A 14,411-nucleotide genomic window follows, 5' to 3' on the forward strand; every position below is an offset into this window, starting at 1 on the left:
AGGGTAGCGTTCCCGTCGTGGCGCAGGACCAGACGATGAAGCCCGAGACCGCGGCGAAGAAGCTCGGGGTGCTGCTCGAGGCGACCCCGGAGGCGTTCCGCGCCGGTCCCGTGAGTCGGACGACCCTGCAGCAGCTGCAGGACGAGCCGCCGGAGTGGCTGGTCGCGCTGCGCAAGGACGGGCCGCACCCGCGCCCGGTCGTCGCCGCCCGGCTCGGGGTCTCGGTCGCGGGCCTCCGCCGCGCGGAGATGACCGAGCCGCTCACGACCGCCGAGATCCAGGCGCTGCTCGCGGACAAGCCGGCGTGGCTCGTGCGGGAGCGCGAGACGCACGCCGCGGTGATGGCGGAGAACGCCAGGATCAAGCGGGAGCGCGCCGCGCAGCGCTGACGGACCGCGCCGTCACACCTGCGGGTCGAGCCAGGCGCTCCGTTCGGGCAGGAGGCCCTCCAGCTCGTCCCACAGCGCGTCCGGGATCGCGACCGCGGCGAGCGCCTCCGTCTCCGCGAGTCGTTCGGGGCTCGACATCCCGACCACCGTCGAGTCGACCAGGTCGCTGCGGAGGGAGAACTGCAGCGCCGCAGCCGCGAGCGGCACGTCGTGGCGGCCGCACGCCGCCTCCATGGCCCGCGCAGCGGTCACCTGCGCGGCGCTGCCCTGCCCGTAGGCGTACCGCGGCACCGCGTCCGCGCCCTGCGACAGGATGCCGCCGCCGTACGGCGCGGCGTTCAGCACCCCGATGCCGCGCTCCCGGGCTGCGCGGAACAGCGCCTCCGCCGACCGGTCGAGCAGGGTGAACCGGTTGTGGCTGAGCACGACGTCGAGCTCGCCCGTGTCCAGGTACCGCTGCATCAGCGCGACGGGGCCGCTCGCGATCCCGATCGCATCGACCAGCCCGCGCGCCTTCAGATCGACGAGCGCGCGCAGCGGACCGTCGGCGGCGACGCCCGCCTCGAACGGGATGCGCTCCGCGTCGTGGAGGTGCAGGAGGGGGACGCGATCGATCCCCAGCCGCTCGAGGCTCTCCTCGAGCGACCGGCGCACGCGGTCGCCGGAGAAGTCGGGGTCGCCCGGCGCGGGGTCGACCTTGGTGGCGACGACGACATCGCCGGGCAGACCGCCGGCGCGCACGAGGGCGGCGCCGATCCGGCGCTCGCTCTCGCCGTTCGGGCCGTAGCCGTTCGAGGTGTCGATGAACCGGATCGGGCTCGCCAGCACCGCCTCGACGGTCGCGACGCCGCGGTCCTCGTCGACCGGGTGGGCGTACAGGCCCGGGATGCTGCCGATCGGGCTGGCGCCGAAGCAGAGCTCGGTGACGGTGATGCCGGTCGACCCGAGGGTCCTCGTCCTCATGCCGTCATCCTGGCGGACCCGGATGGACGGCCCCCGCATGCCGATCGCCCGGTGGTCGGGGCACTGCCTCCGACTCGCCCGGGCGATCGATCAGGGCTTCAGCATGCGCCTCGCGCAGCGCGTTCCGCAAGACCCCGGATCCGCGCACCGGAGTGTCGCAGCGGATCCCGGGCGGCCGCTCAGCGAGCGCCCGTCGCGAGCGACCGCAGCAGGGCCTCCGGCGACGTGTCCGCGGCGCGGGCGCGGCGCTCGAGCGCGCCCCATTCGTCCTCGGACAGGTCGAGCGTCAGCCGGCGGGTCCGCGGCCCCGGCGCCGGCGTGACGACGGAGGCGGTGAGCGGGGTGAACCCCGGCCCCGAGGGGATCGCGGTTCCGCGCTGGTACGCGGTCGCGACCGCCCGGGCGCGCTCGTCCGCGGCCTCGTTCAGCTCGTGGCCGATGTGCCCCTTGACCCACTCGAAGCGGTACCGGCGGCCCTGCAGGGTCGCGTCGATCTCCTGCATGAGCTCGACGTTCATCACGGGGGCGCCGTCGGCCTTCCGCCAGCCCTTCCGCTTCCACCCGGGCATCCACTTCACGACCGAGTTGATGACGTACTGGCTGTCGCAGAGCACGAGCAGGTCGTCGTCGACCCCCTCCGTCGCCCGGAACAGCTCGAGCACCGCCTTCAGCTCGCCCATGTTGTTCGTGCCGTGGGGCCAGCCGCCCGCGGCCCAGCGGTCCGCGTCGATGTACCAGGCCCACCCGGCGGGGCCGGGGTTCCCGAGTGCGGATCCGTCGGCGGCGGCGGTGATCGTCACCCCGACAGCGTACGGAGGTTCAGGAGGCGACGAACCAGGGCGGGTGGACGACGACCTTGGGCGGCGTCCCGTCCACGTCCGCGAACATCCGCCGCACCCGGGCGCGAGCGGGCTCGTTCGCGACCGCGATGAGGTTCACGACACGAAGCGGCACCGATCCGGGCGCGAGCACCTCGACGGACACGAGATCCGGGTCGGTGCGGGCCGCGGCTGCGACGCCCCTCGCCGGGTCGCCGACGCTGAACCGGGTGACCGGAGCGGCGGCGTCCCCGTCAGCGACCACGAGGTCCGGCCCCAGGTCCCGGCCGACGGCGACCAGCAGGGCGTAGTCGGCGGCTCCCAGGGACCTGGCGGCCGCCGACCAGTGCGGCTCGTCGGCCCCGGTGCGGAGCTCCGCCCACCGCTCCGCGTCGGGGGACGCGGCGAACGGCACGAACTCGTCGACATGACGCCCGTCGCCCACGTCCCGATGGGCGCGCAGCTGGCGGGCGAGCGGCGCCGCGACGTCGACGTCGGGCGCGAGCCCCGACGCGATCGACCGCAGCTCGCCGTCGAGCAGGATCGACTCGAGATTCGTCAGCGGCGTCCAGTGGTACAGCCGCCGGGCGGCGAACGGCGGCAGCTTGGCGGGCATCCCGGCCGGAGCGCCGGCGGGCCGGCGCGTCGCGGGCCGGGTGGAGACCGTCCGCGGCGCACGGGGCGCGCTCCTCGTCGCCGACGCGGCGACGGTCGGTGCGGGTTCGGGCGACTTCCGCGGGAAGCAGATGTCGCACATCCCCTCGTCGAAGCCGTGGATGCACTCCGCCACCCTGATCGTCCCGCCTCTCCCGTGCCCTTGGTTCCCCGGGCGGCGACTACGGTACGACGTCCGGGGCGACCCCGTGTGCACGATGCGCAACGCGGCGGTGACCGTTCGGATTCCGTCAGGATCGAGGGGTGACGACCACCGCCTCCGACACCCGCATCGGCGCCGCTGCCTGGCGGATGCTCGCGCTCGGGGTGCTCGCGCAGGCGGCGGGCACGCTCGTGGTCGCCACCCCGGCGTACCTGATCCCGCTCCTCCATCTGCAGCAGGGGATCCCGCTGGCGCAGGTCGGCCTGCTCGTCGCCGCGCCGACCGTCGGCCTCGTGCTCACGCTCGTCGCCTGGGGTGCCCTGGCGGACCGGGTGGGGGAGCGGTGGGTCATCGCGGGCGGCCTCGCGCTCGCGGCGGTCTGCACCGCGGCCGCAGCGGCGGCGGGCGGGCTCGTGCCGGTCGGCGTGCTCCTCCTGCTCGCCGGCGGCGCGACCGGCAGCTGCAACGCCGCCAGCGGGCGCGTGGTCGTCGGGTGGTTCCCGAGGCGCCGGCGGGGGCTCGCCATGGGGATCCGGCAGATGTCCCAGCCGCTCGGCGTGGCCGTCGCGGCGCTGATCGTCCCGCCCCTCGCCGCGGCGGGCGGCGTGGGCCTGCCGCTCGTGGTCGGCGCCGTCGCGACGGCCGCGCTCGCGATCGCCTGCGCGGCCGGGATCACGGACCCGCCGCGGCCGCCGCGGAGCGTGCTCGTCGCGACCGGCAACCCGTACCGGCGCGACCGGTTCCTCCTCCGTGTCCACCTCGTCTCGGTGCTGCTCGTGGTGCCGCAGTTCACGCTGTCGACGTTCGGGCTCGTCTGGCTCATCGCGGATCTGCACTGGTCGGCGACGGCCGCGGGGATCGTCGTGGCGGTGGCGCAGTTCGTGGGCGCGGGCGGCCGCATCGTCGTCGGCTCGCTGAGCGACCGGCTCGGCCGGATGCGGCTGCTCCGGCTGGTCGCGGTCGCCGGGGTGGCGGGGTTGCTGCTGCTCGCCGGCAGCGGTGCCGCCGGCTGGGCCGCACCCGCCGCGATCCTGCTCGTGCTGACGACGACGGTGAGCGTCGCCGACAACGGCCTCGCGTTCACCTCCGTCGCGGCGGCGGCGGGCCCCGGGTGGTCCGGCCGTGCGCTCGGCGTGCAGAACACCGGTCAGTTCGTCGCCGCCTCCGCGGTCGGTCCGGGCATCGGAGCGCTCGTGACGGCGGTCGGCTTCCCGGTCGCGTTCGCGCTCGTCGCGCTGGCGCCGCTCGTGGCCCTCCCCATGGTGCCGAAGCGCGACCAGCACGCGTGAGGAGCACCTCGGCAGGCTGCGCTCACTTCGGCAGGCTCCAGGAGGCCCCAGCAGCCTGCTGAAGTGCGGCGAGCCTGCTCACGTGCTCGCCGCCCTGCCCGGCCCGGGCTCCCGTATCCTGGCGGCATGCCCGCCGACGCCCTGCTGCCTCCCACCCGGACGGCCGGCGAGCGCACCGTCCAGGTGCGGCCGGCGACCGAGGGCTGGCAGCAGCAGCGCGGGGCCGACGGGCGCCCGCTGCTCCAGTTCGCCTCCCCGAAGCGCGGGAAGCCGCCGGTGCACCTCGCGGACCTCACACCGGAGGAGCGGCGCGCGCGGCTCGTCGAGCTCGGCCTGCCCGCCTTCCGCGCCGGGCAGCTCGCCCGCCACTACTTCACCCGCTACACCGACGACCCGGCCGCGATGACCGACCTGCCTGCCGCGGGTCGGGAGGAGCTCGTCCGCGGGCTCCTGCCCGAGCTCATGACGGAGGTGCGGCGCTTCGCCACCGACCGCGGGGACACCATCAAGTTCCTCTGGAAGCTGCACGACGGCGCGCTCGTCGAGTCCGTGCTGATGCGCTATCCGGGCCGGATCACCCTCTGCGTCTCGTCCCAGGCCGGCTGCGGCATGAACTGCCCGTTCTGCGCCACCGGCCAGGCGGGGCTCACGCGCAACATGTCCGCGGCGGAGATCGTCGACCAGGTCGTGCGGGCGAACCGGGTCATCGCCGAGGGCGCGCTCGGCGGCAAGCGTCCGGGCGAGACGACGCCGGAGCGCGTGTCCAACATCGTGTTCATGGGCATGGGGGAGCCGCTCGCGAACTACAACCGGCTCATGACCGCGGTCCGCACGATGGTCGCCCCCGCGCCGGAGGGGCTCGGGATGAGCGCCCGCCACATCACCGTCTCGACGGTCGGCCTCGTGCCGGCGATCAAGAAGCTCGCCGACGAGAAGATCCCGGTGACGTTCGCGCTCTCCCTCCACGCGCCGGACGACCACCTGCGCGACGAGCTGATCCCGGTGAACTCCCGCTGGAAGGTCGACGAGGCGCTCGACGCCGCGCGCGCCTACTTCGACGCGACCGGCCGGCGCGTGTCGATCGAGTACGCGCTGATCAAGGACATGAACGACCACGGCTGGCGCGCCGACCTGCTCGCGGAGAAGCTGAACGCCCGCGGGCACGGCTGGGTGCACGTCAACCCGATCCCGCTGAACCCGACGCCCGGCTCCATCTGGACCGCCTCCGAACCCGCCGTGCAGCAGGAGTTCGTCCGGCGGCTGGAGGCGGCCGGCATCCCGACGACGATCCGCGACACCCGCGGCAAGGAGATCGACGGCGCCTGCGGGCAGCTCGCCGCCACCGAGGCCTAGCTCGACGCGCCGTCTCTCAACCGACCGAGCGCTCCGTCGATCGAGGGACGACGCGTCGGTCGAGCGCGTCCCCCGAACGGGGAGCGGGTCGCTCGCCCGGTGCGCGGAGGCGCGAGCGCAGGCTGCTGAGCACCGTTCACCGCCGCACGGAAAGGACGAGCCCCCGATGTGCTCCTGCCGCCACTCCCACCACTGCCCGCCGCCCTGCGCCTGCGATGCGGCGTGCGACGCCTGCGATCACGGGGCGCTGCCGATCGCGGCCTGAGCCCGCTGCCTCCCGCGCGTCAGGCGCGATGGCGGGCGCGGCCGATCGCGTCCTCGGCGAGCTCCACGACGCGGAACGCCGCGTAGGGGAGCAGCGCGATGAGCGCGAACCCGGCGAGCGTCAGCGCGAGCATCGCGACGTCCGACCCGGTCATGGCGGCATGATGGCCGCCTCGGCCGCCCCGTCGAAACCCCGAGTGCAGGGGGTGCGGAGCCGGCCCCGGCCTTGTGTCGGACCCCTCGCGCAGCATCGCCGCATGCGGTGCCCGAGATGCGGAGGCGAGCGCGTCGCGCTGGCGGCGGCCCCCGGCGAGCCGCCCGGCGCGATCCGCGTCTGCCTCGAGTGCGCGGCGCTGTGGGAGGGGCCCGTCGAGAGGGACTGACGGACGGGCCCGTCGAGGTGCAGGATGGCCCGATGCAGTTCGGCCACCGATCGGCTTCACCGATCGTGCGCGTGGCGGGCCCGGCCCTCGTGCTGGTGATCGGTCCCGGAGCGGTTCGCGCCGCGCGCCGTGCGTTCCGCGCGGGCGAGTGGGCGGTCGACGAGGCCGCGGCCCGCCCGCGGCTGGCGGCAGGCGAGCTCGTCGCCGTGCCGCTCGAGGACCCGGATCCCGACACGGTCCGGGAGCTGGTGGGCGCCGCGCAGCACGCGGACCGGGCGGTCGACGCCGTCGTGCTCGGCGGGGTGCCGGCAGGGCTCCCGCGCGGCCGGTTCCGCGTGCTCACCGAGCTCGCGGGCGACGCGTTCACGGTAGACCGCCTGCCTGCCGCCTACGACCGTCGCGACCGCACCGGTCCGTTCGACGTCATCGGCGACGTGCACGGCTGCCTCGAGGAGCTGCTGCTCCTGCTCGCGCGCCTCGGCTACGAGGTCCGCCTCGACCTGCACGGGCGGCCGGTCGGCGCCGTCCATCCTGCGGGACGGACGGTCGTGCTGCTCGGCGATCTCGTGGACCGCGGACCGGACGTGCCCGGTGTGCTCCGGCTCGTGCTCGGGATGCTCGCGGCGGGGGAGGCGCTCGTCGTCATCGGCAACCACGACGACAAGCTCCGGCGGGCGCTGCTCGGGCACGACGTGGAGCGCAACGGCGGCCTCGACGCGTCCCTCGCCCAGCTCGACCGCGAGCCGGAGGCGTTCCGCACCGAGGTGGCGGAGGTGCTCGGCGCACTCCCGGACCATCTCCTCCTGGACGGCGGTCGGCTCGTCGTCGCGCATGCGGGGATCGCGGAGCGCTTCCAGGGGCACGAGTCGGCGCGCGTGCGGGCGCTCTGCCTCTACGGGCCGACCACCGGCGCGACCGACGAGAACGGCCTGCCGGACCGGGTGCCGTGGGCGGAGGACTACCGGGGCGAGGCGCTCGTGGCGTACGGCCACACCCCGACGGCCGCCCGCACGTGGCGGAACGGGACGGTGTGCCTCGACGGCGGCTGCGTGTTCGGTGGATCGCTCGTGGCGCTGCGCTACCCGGAGCGCACGTTCGCCGAGGTGCGCTCGATCATGCGGCACAGCGAGCCGGCGCGGCCGTTCCTCCCCGCGGGCTGACGCCTCAGCCGCGCTCGCGGCCGCCGTGCATGCGGGACGCGGCGTCGTGCCTGGCCTCCTGCTGCGCCACGTACCGGCGCCACACGGCCACCGCGGCGGCGTCGCCGCTGCGGTAGTAGCCGATGAGCTCGCGACCGGCGGAGGTCGGGGCCCACGTGACGGCCCGGTACACGGCCCGCCCCTCGAACCGCAGCCGCCGGATCACCGCGATCGGCTCCGGCTGCCCGGGCACGGCCATGGTCCACTCGGTCCCCTTCACCAGGCGGCGCGGATGCCAGTCGACCACGGGTCCACCGTACTCGTACACATGTTCGAACACGTGTGGAGAACCGCCCCTGTGCGCGGGACCGGAGGCGGTGCCAGGATGACCCGCGTGAGCGTCGACTACCGCACCACGATGCACCTGACGGGTCGCAACACCGGGATCCCGGTGCCTCCTGAGGTGCTCGAGGAGCTCGGCGGAGGCAAGCGCCCGGCGGTCGCGGTGACCGTGAACGGCTACCGGTTCCGGAGCACCGTCGGCTCGATGGGCGGGCGGGCGCTCATCCCGTTCTCGGCCGATCGCCGCACCGAGAGCGGCATCGCCGGCGGTGACGAGCTGACGGTGTCGCTCGAGCTCGACGAGCAGCCGCGCGATGCCGTGGTCCCCGACGACCTCGCCCTCGCGCTCGAGCGCGCCGGCGTGCGGGCGGCGTTCGACGCGCTCGCGCCGAGCCGCCGCACGGCGCACGTCATGGCGGTGGAGGGGGCGAAGGCGCCCGAGACGAGGAGCCGGCGCATCGCGGCGGTCGTCGACGCGTTCCGCTCCTGATCCCGGGGGAGTCCGCTCGGCGTCCGGCCGGATCGGGGTCGGCGCGACGTACCGTGCTGCGATGTCCGCACGCGTGCTGCAGCCGGAGATCCACGACGACGGCACCGTCACGGTGACCGCCGCGATCCGCCTCCGGGTCCGTGATCCGCTCGACCTGCGCGGGCGCATCGCGCTGCCGCAGCAGAACGAGGACGGCGAGCTCTTCGTCGGGGACGAGGGGGATCAGGCGGTGCTCGCCCGGGCGGTGTCGATCGTGCTGGACGCGGCCAGGTTCGACGTGCTCGGCATCCAGCTCATCCACAACCAGGTGTCCGCGCCCGGCGCGACGGCGTTCCACCCGCACGTGGAGTGAGCGGTCACGCGGATCGGGGTACACCGCGCACCCCGGTCCGCGTCACGACCGGATCTCGACACGCCGAGGGCGCTCGGCCACCCAGGGAGGGGCGGTGGCTGTGACTGCGCTGCTGATCAGGTGGAACGGGCCTACGTAGTCCTGCGGGAGGGGTTGTGCCCCCCGTCCGGGTGTGCAACTGGGGCTTGCGAGGGGCCTGCCGCCCCCCGATATGGTGACGCCAGTCGCCGCAGACCCCCCGTTCGGGAGCCGCTCGAACAGGGGGCGGTGGCACCAGTTCGAGCCGGACATCGGGGGGCGTCCGAGCGCTCTTCAGCGCGCCTCGTGGCCGGATGCACCGCCCTGCCTCCCTTCCCGAGCCCGGAGCCCCGCCATGGACATTCCGACCGTCCCCCGAGGACGATTCGCGTTCCTGATCCACCCGAGGTCCGACCCCTCCGAGGACCTGGCGCTCATCAACCCGGCGCTCGGGCTCCTGCCCGGCCGGGTGGTGGAGACGGCCATGCGCCGGCTGCCGTTCAAGCCCTGGGTGCACTCGACGGTCCGCGCCGCCGACCGGCCGGACGAGGTGCTCGGCGAGGTGATCGGCGTGCCGCTCACGCCGTCCATGCTGCTCGGCGAGGACCGGGCGATGGTCGCGCGCCGCATCGACCAGGCGGTGGACCTCGCCGTGGAGCGGGGCGCGCCGGTGCTCGGGCTCGGGGCCCTGACCGCGCCGGCGACCGCGGGCGGGGCGAAGCTGCGGCGACGCACGGACATCGGCGTGACCAACGGCAACGCGTACACGGCGGCTGCCACGGCCGGTGCCGTCGAACGCATCGCGGCCGGCATGGGCACGCCGCCGGTCGTGGCGCTGGTGGGCGCGAACGGCTCGGTGGGCACCGCCGTCGCGCGGGTGCTGGGCGCCTCCGGGGCCGCGGCGGAGCTCGTGCTCGTCGGGCGCACCCCGGCCGCCCTCGCGGCGCTGGCCGGGGATCTCGGTGCGAGCTGGTCGACCGAGATGGCGGCGTGCCGTCGCGCCGACCTGGTCGTCCTGATGACGTCGGCGACCGGCGCCGTGCTCACCCCGGAGCACCTGAAGCTCGGCGCGGTCGTGCTCGACGACACGCAGCCGCGCAACACGAGCCCCGCCCTCGTGACCGAACGTCCCGACGTCACGATCATCGACGGAGGCGTCGTCGCCACGCCCGGCCTGCGCCGCACCGGCTACGGCATGGGCATCGCGACGACGTCGTCGTTCGCGTGCCTGGCGGAGAGCGCCCTGCTCGCGCTCGCCGATCACCGCGGGCACGGCACGATCGGCAGGCCGACGCTCGAGCAGGTCGGGCGCATGCAGCGCTACGCGCAGCGGTTCGACGGCCTCGGCTTCGGCCTCGCCGCGCCGACCTCGTTCGGCGAGCCGATCGCGGTCCACGGCTGGAGCCGGCCGCCGCGCCGCGAGCCGTCGTCCCAGCTCCCGGACGGAGCGGTGGCGTGAGGATCGTCATCCTGGGCGGCGGGTACTCCTCCGTCTGGTGCTACCGGGCCATCCGGCGCTGGATGGGGGACGCCGCGCGGATCACCGTCGTCGCGCCGTTCCAGGAGCACGTCTTCCACGGCTTCACCGGGGAGGTGCTCGAGGGCGGGCTGAAGCCGGAGATGCTGGTCAGCCCGCTCGACGAGGTGATCCCGCGGGCGGAGCGCGTGCAGGGCTGGGCGACCGCCGTCGATGCCGCCGCGCGGACGGTGACGGTCGAATGGCAGGGCGAGACCCGCGTCGTCGAGTACGACGAGCTGGTGGTCGCGACCGGCGCGCAGGACCGCATCGACCACCTGCCGGGGCTCGCCGAGCACGGGTGGTCGCTGCGCTCGCCCGGCCGCGTCGAGGCGCTCCTCGAGCACCTCGCGTGGCTCGACGGCCGGCCGCCGGTCGACGCGGAGGACGCGCGGCGCGCCACGACCATCGTGGTGGTCGGCGCGGGCTTCGCGGGTACGGAGGTCGCCGCCGCGCTCGGTCGGCGGTACGGCGACGCCCGTCGCATCGTGCTCATCTCCGGCACGCCGACCGTGGTGCCGGTCTGGCAGGACAAGCCCGCGCTCCAGGAGCGGCTGCGGCGCAACCTCACGGACGCCGGCGTCGAGCTGCTGACGGACACCCGCGTGGTCGCCGTCGACGAGCACGGCGTGGAGCTCGGCGACGGCACGAGGATCGAGGCCGCGACGGTCGTGTCGTCGCTCGGCAGCACCGTGCCGGTGATCCCGGGGCTCGAGCGGTTCCAGGAGGAGGACGGTCTGCTCGCCGTCGACGAGTGCCTCCGAGTGACCGACGGCGTGTGGAGCGCCGGCGACGCCGCCGCGGTGCGGCGCAGCGGTGCCCGGGTGCCGAAGGAGGCGCTCTGGGCGATCCGCGCCGGGACGACCGTCGGGCGCAACATCGCGCGACGCTCGCGCCGGGCGGACGCGCGCCGGTTCGGGTTCCGGGGGCTGGGCACGGTCGCGGCCTTCGCGCCCGGCCGCGCGGTCGCGCTCCTGTGGGGCATCCCGCTGCCCGAGCTCGTCGGCTGGGTCGTGCGCGGGGTGTTCTTCCTCTGGTACATGCCGTCGCGCAGGACCGCGCTCAGCATCCTCCGGTGGACCGTCGGCAAGCGCATCCCCGCCGTCGTGCCGGTCGCCGCCCGTCCCGCGGGAGGAACCGCCCCGCGGCCCGTGGGCAGGCCCGCGCTCGTCGGCCTCACCGGCGGCATGACCCGATCCGCGCAGGTCCGCGAACAGGTCGAGGCGGAGCAGCCGCGCCGCGCCGCCGGCGCCTGAACCGCCCTTCGTCGTTCAGGAGATCCGGCGCCGCCGGGCCCGATTCTCCTGAACGACGAAGGAGGTCAGGAGCGCTCGTTGGGCATGATCACCCACAGCGCGATGTAGATCAGGATCTGCGGCCCGGGCAGCAGCATCGACAGCACGAACAGCAGGCGCACGAGCGCCGCGGAGGTGTGGAAGCGGTTCGCGAGACCCGCGCAGACGCCGGCGACGAGGCGTCCACGGGTCGGTCGGACGAGATCGGCCATGCGTGGATACTCACGCCGGCACCTCCGGCCGTGCCGTGAGCCGCCCTGATCACCCTGGGAATCAGGGGCAGGATCGTGGGCGGAAGGCAACGATCCGGCCACGCGGGCGGAAGGACACGCGCCGTCAGTCTCATGAACCTCTTACGATGCCGGGGTGTCCGTGAGCCAGACCGCCCTTCGAGCAGGCAGCAAGCTGTCCGTCCTGTTCGCGTTCTTCGCGGTGGCCGCCATCGCCGGCACGCTGATCGCCTGCGTCGTGACCCCCGCGGTCGCGATCGCCGGCAGCGTCACGAAGCAGCAGATCGACGCGTTCCAGAGCCTGCCGGGCAACCTCGACATCACGCCGCTCGACCAGAAGACGCGGATGTACGCGATGGACGGCAAGAAGCGCGTGCTGCTCGCCTCGTTCTTCAGCCAGAACCGTGAGGTGATCGGGTGGGACCAGGTCCCGACCACGGTGCGCAACGCCACCCTCGCGGCGGAGGACGTGCGCTTCTACCAGCACGGCCCGATCGACCCGAACGGCATCGTCCGCGCGCTCGTGTCGAACGCGATGCACAAGGACATCCAGGGCGCGTCGACCATCAGCCAGCAGTACGTGAAGAACGTGTGCGTGCAGCAGGCGGAGGCGCTGACCGACGCGAAGAAGGCCGCCGCGGCGTACAACGCGTGCGTCGACAAGTCCTACAGCCGGAAGATCCGCGAGATGCGGCTCGCGATCGGGCTCGAGAAGAAGTACACGAAGGACGAGATCCTCCTCGGCTACCTCAACATCGCGGGCTTCGGCGGCCGCACCTACGGCATCGAGGCCGCGGCGCAGTACTACTACGACGAGCACGCCAAGGACCTCGACATCGGCCAGGCGGCGACGCTCATCTCGATCGTCAACAACCCCGAGGCGTTCCGGCTGGACAAGAAGGAGAACCTGGCGGGCGCGGAGGCGCGGCGCAACTACGTGCTCAAGGTCGAGCTGGCGCACAAGATGATCACGCAGGCCGAGTACGACAAGTACTCGACGGCGAGGATCGTCACGAAGATCACGCCGCCGTCGACGGGCTGCCAGACCGCGGGCTCGGCCGGCTTCTTCTGCGACTACGTCGTCAAGACGATCCTCGGGAGCAAGGAGTTCGGCTCGACGCCCACGGTGCGGCTCGCGAACCTCAACACCAAGGGCTGGCAGATCGACACCACGCTCGACCTGAGCCTGCAGAAGAAGGCGCAGTCGGCCGTGAACTACTACGTGCCCCAGACGCCGACCGGCCGTGCGGACGTCGGCGCCTCCGCGGTCTCGGTGCAGGTCGGCACCGGTCGCGTGCTGACGATGGTGCAGAACAAGGTGTTCGCGCCGACCGGTGCGAAGAACCGCACGAAGTACTCGGCCGTGAACTACAGCGTCGATCAGGCGCTCGGCGCCGGCGCCGGCTTCCAGCCCGGGTCGACCGCGAAGGCCTACACGCTCATCGGCTGGCTGAAGAGCGGGCACACGATCAACCAGAAGGTGAACGGCAACGCCCGCGTCATCGCGCAGTCGAACTTCACGTCGAGCTGCGGCGGGGTCGGTGGGAAGCCGTGGGACCTGCACAACGATGAGAACGAGAAGGGGAGCTTCACGATCCAGGAGGGCACCGCCCGGTCCATCAACGGCGTGTTCGCCTCGATGGCGGAGGAGCAGGACCTCTGCGAGATGGGGAACATCGCCGATTCGATGGGGGTGAAGGACGGCATCACCGGCGGGAAGGTCCAGGTCAAGCCCACGATGGCGATCGGCGCCGCGAGCACCGTGGCGCCGCTCGACAACGCGGTCGGCTACGCGACGATCGCGAACCAGGGCGTCCGCTGCGACGCCGTCGCCATCGACAAGGTGGTCGACCCGAGCGGCAAGTCGCTGCCGGTGCCGCAGGCGGACTGCCGCCGGGTGCAGGACAAGCAGCTCATCATCGCGGCGGGCTACGACCTGAACAACCCGCTCCACGGCACCATGGCCTCCGACAACCTCGGCGACGGCAAGTACATGTTCGGCAAGACGGGGACGACCGACTTCGCGAAGGACACCTGGACGATGGGGTCGACCACGAAGGTGACCACGGCGGTCTGGATCGGGAACGTCACGGGGAACGTCAGCCTCCGCACCGTCGACGGCCCCCATACCTGCAACATCCAGTCGTACCAGTACGCGAACATGCGGCACTGCGTCTTCCAGGCGATCATGCGCCCGGCGAACGCGAAGTACGGGGGCGCAGCGTCGTGGCCCACCCCGCTGCCGCAGTACCTGAGCGGCGGCAAGGCGATCGTGCACGCGGACGCGAAGCCCCAGTCCACGCCCAAGCCGAAGCCGTCGAAGCCCTCCAAGCCCGCACCCGGCGGCAACGGCGGGGGCGGCAACGGCGGCGGCGGGAACGGCGCCCCGGCACCCGGCGCGCCTGGCCCCGGCACGCCGGCACCGGGGAAGGGCAACTCGGGGACCCCGAAGCACTGACACCGGTCAGGGGTGCAGCTGCACCCAGACCGGTACCGGATCGCCGAGGTCGAGGCCGTTCGCGGTCCGCACGCTCTTCTTGATCGGCAGCACGTACTGCCCCTCGGCGCTCTGCGGGAAGACCGAGGTCCACCACTGGTGCGCGCCGACTCGGGCGTGCGCCCGGACCGCGCCGAAGCCGCGGGGGACGTCGCTCGCGAGGTCGCGGATCTCGTCCGTGACCTCGGCCGGCAGGGACACGAAGGTCCAGAACTCGCGTCGTGCCTCCCAGCGCCAGAGCGGCGCCGAGAACTCG

At 73.8% G+C, this 14,411-nt stretch carries 15 protein-coding genes and 1 pseudogene; 9 read left to right on the forward strand and 7 right to left on the reverse strand.

The features are described 5' to 3' along the window. Positions 1 to 35: 35 nt before the first annotated feature. The gene (locus tag ACTHLI_RS11235) at positions 36 to 389 is read left to right on the forward strand and encodes a DUF5997 family protein (RefSeq protein WP_440183617.1); all 354 of its coding nucleotides are present in this window, start codon (positions 36 to 38) and stop codon (positions 387 to 389) included. Between the two features lie 12 nt (positions 390 to 401). Here the strand turns inward: ACTHLI_RS11235 and ACTHLI_RS11240 are convergent, their stop codons facing one another. From ACTHLI_RS11240 to ACTHLI_RS11250, 3 genes and pseudogenes are all read right to left on the reverse strand, one after another. Further along, a complete protein-coding gene (locus ACTHLI_RS11240) occupies positions 402 to 1,352 on the reverse strand; it encodes an aldo/keto reductase (protein ID WP_440183594.1) in 951 nt (316 codons plus the stop codon). Between the two features lie 302 nt (positions 1,353 to 1,654). Beyond that, positions 1,655 to 2,152, reverse strand: a pseudogene (locus tag ACTHLI_RS11245) (RNase H family protein); the annotation flags it as partial. Between the two features lie 19 nt (positions 2,153 to 2,171). Next, positions 2,172 to 2,960 (reverse strand): DarT ssDNA thymidine ADP-ribosyltransferase family protein, encoded by a 789-nt coding sequence (locus ACTHLI_RS11250; protein ID WP_440183595.1) that lies wholly within the window; start codon positions 2,958 to 2,960, stop codon positions 2,172 to 2,174. Between the two features lie 176 nt (positions 2,961 to 3,136). Between ACTHLI_RS11250 and ACTHLI_RS11255 the strand changes: the two genes are divergently transcribed. Both ACTHLI_RS11255 and rlmN read left to right on the forward strand, forming a co-directional pair. Continuing rightward, positions 3,137 to 4,276 (forward strand): MFS transporter, encoded by a 1,140-nt coding sequence (locus ACTHLI_RS11255; protein WP_440183619.1) that lies wholly within the window; start codon positions 3,137 to 3,139, stop codon positions 4,274 to 4,276. Positions 4,277 to 4,402: 126 nt separating this feature from the next. After that, complete coding sequence (rlmN, locus tag ACTHLI_RS11260) at positions 4,403 to 5,629, forward strand: 23S rRNA (adenine(2503)-C(2))-methyltransferase RlmN (protein ID WP_440183596.1); 1,227 nt, start codon at positions 4,403 to 4,405, stop codon at positions 5,627 to 5,629. 284 nt (positions 5,630 to 5,913) lie between these two features. Here rlmN and ACTHLI_RS11265 read toward each other — a convergent pair whose 3' ends face one another. Then, on the reverse strand, positions 5,914 to 6,048 hold the full coding sequence (locus ACTHLI_RS11265) for a hypothetical protein (protein WP_440183597.1): 135 nt from the start codon (positions 6,046 to 6,048) through the stop codon (positions 5,914 to 5,916). A 260-nt stretch (positions 6,049 to 6,308) separates the two neighbouring features. On the opposite strand from ACTHLI_RS11265, the gene ACTHLI_RS11270 reads away from it, so the two are divergent. Beyond that, positions 6,309 to 7,436, forward strand: coding sequence for a metallophosphoesterase (locus tag ACTHLI_RS11270; RefSeq protein ID WP_440183599.1), 1,128 nt, complete (start codon positions 6,309 to 6,311; stop codon positions 7,434 to 7,436). 4 nt (positions 7,437 to 7,440) lie between these two features. Here ACTHLI_RS11270 and ACTHLI_RS11275 read toward each other — a convergent pair whose 3' ends face one another. Then, the gene (locus ACTHLI_RS11275) at positions 7,441 to 7,722 is read right to left on the reverse strand and encodes a hypothetical protein (RefSeq protein ID WP_440183601.1); all 282 of its coding nucleotides are present in this window, start codon (positions 7,720 to 7,722) and stop codon (positions 7,441 to 7,443) included. Between the two features lie 87 nt (positions 7,723 to 7,809). Here ACTHLI_RS11275 and ACTHLI_RS11280 point away from each other — a divergent pair, with 87 nt between their 5' ends. From ACTHLI_RS11280 to ACTHLI_RS11295, 4 genes are all read left to right on the forward strand, one after another. Then, positions 7,810 to 8,247 (forward strand): YdeI/OmpD-associated family protein, encoded by a 438-nt coding sequence (locus ACTHLI_RS11280; protein WP_440183603.1) that lies wholly within the window; start codon positions 7,810 to 7,812, stop codon positions 8,245 to 8,247. Between the two features lie 61 nt (positions 8,248 to 8,308). Next, complete coding sequence (locus ACTHLI_RS11285) at positions 8,309 to 8,599, forward strand: hypothetical protein (protein WP_440183604.1); 291 nt, start codon at positions 8,309 to 8,311, stop codon at positions 8,597 to 8,599. Between the two features lie 373 nt (positions 8,600 to 8,972). Next, complete coding sequence (locus tag ACTHLI_RS11290; RefSeq protein WP_440183606.1) at positions 8,973 to 10,076, forward strand: semialdehyde dehydrogenase; 1,104 nt, start codon at positions 8,973 to 8,975, stop codon at positions 10,074 to 10,076. Further along, positions 10,073 to 11,389 carry an NAD(P)/FAD-dependent oxidoreductase gene (locus ACTHLI_RS11295; RefSeq protein WP_440183607.1) on the forward strand — a complete coding sequence of 439 codons (1,317 nt, stop codon included), beginning with the start codon at positions 10,073 to 10,075 and terminating at the stop codon, positions 11,387 to 11,389. The genes ACTHLI_RS11290 and ACTHLI_RS11295 overlap by 4 nt, the downstream gene beginning before the upstream one ends. A 65-nt stretch (positions 11,390 to 11,454) precedes the next feature. Here ACTHLI_RS11295 and ACTHLI_RS11300 read toward each other — a convergent pair whose 3' ends face one another. Next, complete coding sequence (locus ACTHLI_RS11300; RefSeq protein WP_440183608.1) at positions 11,455 to 11,640, reverse strand: PspC domain-containing protein; 186 nt, start codon at positions 11,638 to 11,640, stop codon at positions 11,455 to 11,457. 154 nt (positions 11,641 to 11,794) lie between these two features. On the opposite strand from ACTHLI_RS11300, the gene ACTHLI_RS11305 reads away from it, so the two are divergent. Next, on the forward strand, positions 11,795 to 14,116 hold the full coding sequence (locus tag ACTHLI_RS11305; RefSeq protein ID WP_440183610.1) for a transglycosylase domain-containing protein: 2,322 nt from the start codon (positions 11,795 to 11,797) through the stop codon (positions 14,114 to 14,116). A gap of 6 nt (positions 14,117 to 14,122) precedes the next feature. On the opposite strand, the gene ACTHLI_RS11310 is transcribed toward ACTHLI_RS11305, so the two are convergent. Continuing rightward, a partial coding sequence (locus ACTHLI_RS11310; RefSeq protein ID WP_440183611.1) for a DUF1905 domain-containing protein occupies positions 14,123 to 14,411 on the reverse strand: 289 nt, incomplete at its 5' end.

Source organism: Amnibacterium sp. (genome assembly GCF_051956055.1).
Taxonomy (GTDB): domain Bacteria; phylum Actinomycetota; class Actinomycetes; order Actinomycetales; family Microbacteriaceae; genus Amnibacterium.